Annotated in this window: 3 protein-coding genes and 1 pseudogene; 1 reads left to right on the top strand and 3 read right to left on the bottom strand. The window is 49.7% G+C overall.

Annotation, left to right across the window (positions count from 1 at the left end; all coding sequences use genetic code 11):
* Positions 1-175 (bottom strand): annotated as a pseudogene (locus tag ACF8EA_RS14895) (IS5/IS1182 family transposase); the annotation flags it as partial.
* Positions 176-449: 274 nt separating this feature from the next.
* Here ACF8EA_RS14895 and ACF8EA_RS14890 point away from each other — a divergent pair.
* Entirely contained in the window at positions 450-1,238 is a 789-nt protein-coding gene (locus ACF8EA_RS14890; RefSeq protein WP_392522447.1) for a hypothetical protein, read from the top strand.
* Between the two features lie 628 nt (positions 1,239-1,866).
* Here ACF8EA_RS14890 and ACF8EA_RS14885 read toward each other — a convergent pair.
* Entirely contained in the window at positions 1,867-2,217 is a 351-nt protein-coding gene (locus ACF8EA_RS14885; protein WP_392522445.1) for a hypothetical protein, read from the bottom strand.
* A gap of 328 nt (positions 2,218-2,545) precedes the next feature.
* On the bottom strand, positions 2,546-3,520 hold a 975-nt coding region (locus tag ACF8EA_RS14880; RefSeq protein ID WP_392522444.1), incomplete at its 5' end, for a PD-(D/E)XK nuclease family protein.

Here is a 3,520-nt window from a genome sequence, read left to right as displayed (position 1 = left end):
CTGGGCGACCTGTTGCTGCCGGATCGACGCCTGCGAAACCGAGCGCGCTCAGGTCGAGTTCATCGACAAAGACATCGACCACTCGCACTGGGTTTTCATCGGTGATGTAGTCATCCAGGCACTCTGGCAGCAATGTAACCTGCGTCCGAGCCTCACCTTCGATGAACCGCTTCATGATTGTCCCCGCCACGATCACGACGGTCAGAAGGTTAGACAACTGCGGGCGTTTTCACACAGCCTGGACCCAAAGCAGCCGTTGATAATCGTGCACGAACGGTAATTTCCGGACTGTACCTACGGCTGACTTTTGGATGAGCAGCCCGACATTTAGTGCGGAACTGTTGGATTTTCGCAATCCCTTCCTCGCTAGCGTGATCGCGCCTGCGGGGAATAAGAATCGGTATTGGTGGTGTGTTAATATCATATCACTTTAGAGAAGGAGCAGCTCGGTGGTGGACTCATTGGATGATGGTAGGGATTTCAACAAGGCTAGAGGCTTCTTGCTCACCTACTCAGCCTTAGTCTTGGCTTTGTGGTATTTTGGAGCAGACCTCACTCAATTTAAGCTAATGGGGAACGAGGTGCAGCTTCACCAGCGTACTAATAGCGTTTGGCTGGTGCTTGCTGTTCTCAACGCCTACTTTTGGTTTCGCTGCTACCAGCGTATTCCTCCCGCAGGTTTACATTTTGACAAAGCTATGGATGGCCTTTACGAAGCATCTTTGCGTTGGGTAGCTTTGACCTTAAGTCGACGTCAATTAAAGAAAAAAATTGTGAGCGAGGTTGCTAAAAGAAGTAGCGCAGGGGCTGCATTCAAAATCCTATCTTATGCTACACAGCTTTCATATCGGCCTACTCGCGACCTGTCGAAGCGACAAAGAGGGGTGGGAATAAAATCGCGGATTTTTCTTCACGAGTATCGCGTAAGTGTTTACTTGATTGCAAAGTATCAGTATAAGTCTGACGAGAGATGGCTGGACGGCGAAGGGGTTGAATATCGTGTAATGAACATATTGATTACTTGGCCAATTAAAGTTTTTATAGTTCTAAGAGGTGCGTTTATCACCCCTTGGTTTACTGATCATGTTGCACCGTTGCTATTAGGTTTTTTCAGCACAGCGTTTGCATTGTGGAAGTGGTATGGCATAAATTTTCTAGCCTCTTCTTTGCAACATCACACGTTGATGTGTGCGGGTGTATCCACGGCTACTCATGGGCAAATATCTTTCCTGCTTTAGGCTATTTGTCTCGGCCATAAGCTGATATTCAGATCGGAGGGATGTGCTGAAGAAGCGCATGGGCACTTGGACGGTTCTCCGGCCTACTTGACTTCCAGTGAAAGATGGTTGTAATACGCACAGGTCTAGATGCACTATAGAAATCTAAAGAAAAGCTGCAGTCGCTAGGTCTCGATACGAATAATTTTTAATATTTATGTGCGCAGTAGAGTGTTCGCCTAAGATCACGACGGCAATATAAAGCCGAGGGATTGGAAACACATTTCTATGTAGATGAGAGTGGGTGGGCTGGGCTTAACTTTTTGATCCTCAGTAACCTATTTTGTATTACGGCGTGTCGCTTATTGTAAACTCCCCGTTATGGCCGGTAGTTGACCCACATGAATGACCGCTTTGGGTCGAAAGCGGACTGTGAGAGGAGGGGGTAAGTGACGATGGAGGACGGATCGTGGTTGGCAGAACGCCTAGGTGGGGTGCTGAAGCTGTCTAAAACTGCTCGAAAGCTTCTCGGTTTTACTGGGTGAAAGTCGCTGAAACTGGCCGAACTGTATTAGACAGGGGCGGTGCACAGGCCGCTTGTGGCGCGGCCTGAGGCCGGAATCTCACGCTACGGCTGCGTTACCGGAAGTTAGTAGCAGCCGTAACTGTTGCAGGTGGAGTGATATGCGTTACCTCGGGAGTCCGTTCCGCTGTTGATAACGGTATCCCCGATTCGTTGAGAAGTGCCATTCCAAGAGTTGCCGCTGGCAGAAGTGCCATTGTGGAACGTGGTATTCCCGATCGTCGTGCTGTGCTGGTTCCAGGATGAACCGGTGCTCGAGTTGAAGCCCTGCACATTGGTGGTATTGCCGAAACGCTGAATGTTGTAGCTGTTTCCGCTGTTGTCGGTGCAGGTCTTGAAGGAACCAGTGCCAAAGCAGCCCGCGAAAGCAGCCGGGGAGAGCGCGACAAGTCCAATTGCCGCAGCAAGCCTTTTCATAGCAGTAGCTCCACGCTGAGTGATGAGCGGCAAGAATAATGGATTTGATGGCTGGGTGCCACTATCCCGCAATTGCAGCGGACAGATGGCAGGAGGGTAAAAAATCGATTCCAAAACTGAAGCGGCGACCCTTGCGGTATGCGGCCTGTAGCCGTGCCGTTTCGTGTTTTTTTTTGGAATCGATTTAGCCTTGCGTACCATACGGATCGGGCGTTTTTACTACGGTCTTGAAAACCGTTGAGCGGTCCCAAGTGAACGGCGAAACTTGGGCAGGTAGCAGCCGCCTGCGAGCAGCTGCTAGTTGGCTAGAGGCCGACACGTTCGAAATTTAGGCGAAACGCTGTTGAGCAAGTTGCCACAGTTCATGCATATCGTCGATAAGGCCGACGGCAATCAGCTCCCGCATTTTTGGATCTCGTAGTAACGCGAGATCTTCATTAGAGGGTGAATGCAGATTCACATTAAACTTAGAGAGCTTCCAGAACAGCTTGCCGGATGTCCGAGTCTTGGGAGCTATCTCTCGACTCAATGCCAATAGACGCTCCCGGTCTTCAGGGAACTGCTCGCCGTCACAGTAATAACCCACATATAGTCGGTGATCAAGCTCAATGTACACGCCGCCGTTCATAAACATGAAGGGATAGGTAAGGCCGATGTACTTGCTGTTTTTTTCTTTTTTGTAATATGCTGATACCGCTTCCTTAGTTGCCGAGACCTCAGGTTTTCCGAGCTTCTGGTATCGGCTTGCCTGATAAGATGTCATACGCTCCCAAATATCGCTCTGAAGGTCGGCCAATACGGCCTGGAATGCATGATTGATATCGGCGATCACAAAGAGGTTTTCGCCCAGCAGGATTTGTTCTTTTAGCTTGCTCATATAGATATCGCTCTGATCGCTAGAGGTCAGCTTTTGGAGTAGTTCAATGTACTGAAAAATGCTTTCCCGCACGCCGGGCTCTCGAGCAACCAGAGGAATGCAGTCCTTCAACCACGCTATGATTTCAGCTTCGTAGCTAAAGAGAACTACAGGCAATGCTCTGGCGCTTTGCTCACTTGGCTCGGAACCATCTAAGGTTAGGTAAGTAGTCCAAATCTCAGTATAGCCTTGTGTCTGCATCCGCTGGTGATAGTCCCAGAGCTGATCGTCGCGATCGCTGGCGTAGATCTTGTTTTCGATGATCACCGCTTGCTTGGATTGGTTGCGGATCAGGATATCAATGTTCTGGTACTCAACCTCGACAACCGCGCTCTCACAATCAAAGCTCTCCATGCCTAGTCGGTTTAACAGGAGACTCAGCAGTGC

The sequence above is a fragment of the Pseudomonas sp. YQ_5 genome, from assembly GCF_043103305.1.
GTDB lineage: Bacteria > Pseudomonadota > Gammaproteobacteria > Pseudomonadales > Pseudomonadaceae > Aquipseudomonas > Aquipseudomonas putida_Y.
This window is presented reverse-complemented; position numbering and strand designations above follow the sequence as displayed.

Coding starts and splice junctions, on each gene's coding strand:
- ACF8EA_RS14885 (WP_392522445.1), bottom strand. CDS start 2,217: ATGAAAAGGCTTGCTGCGGCAATTGGACTTGTCGCGCTCTCCCCGGCT.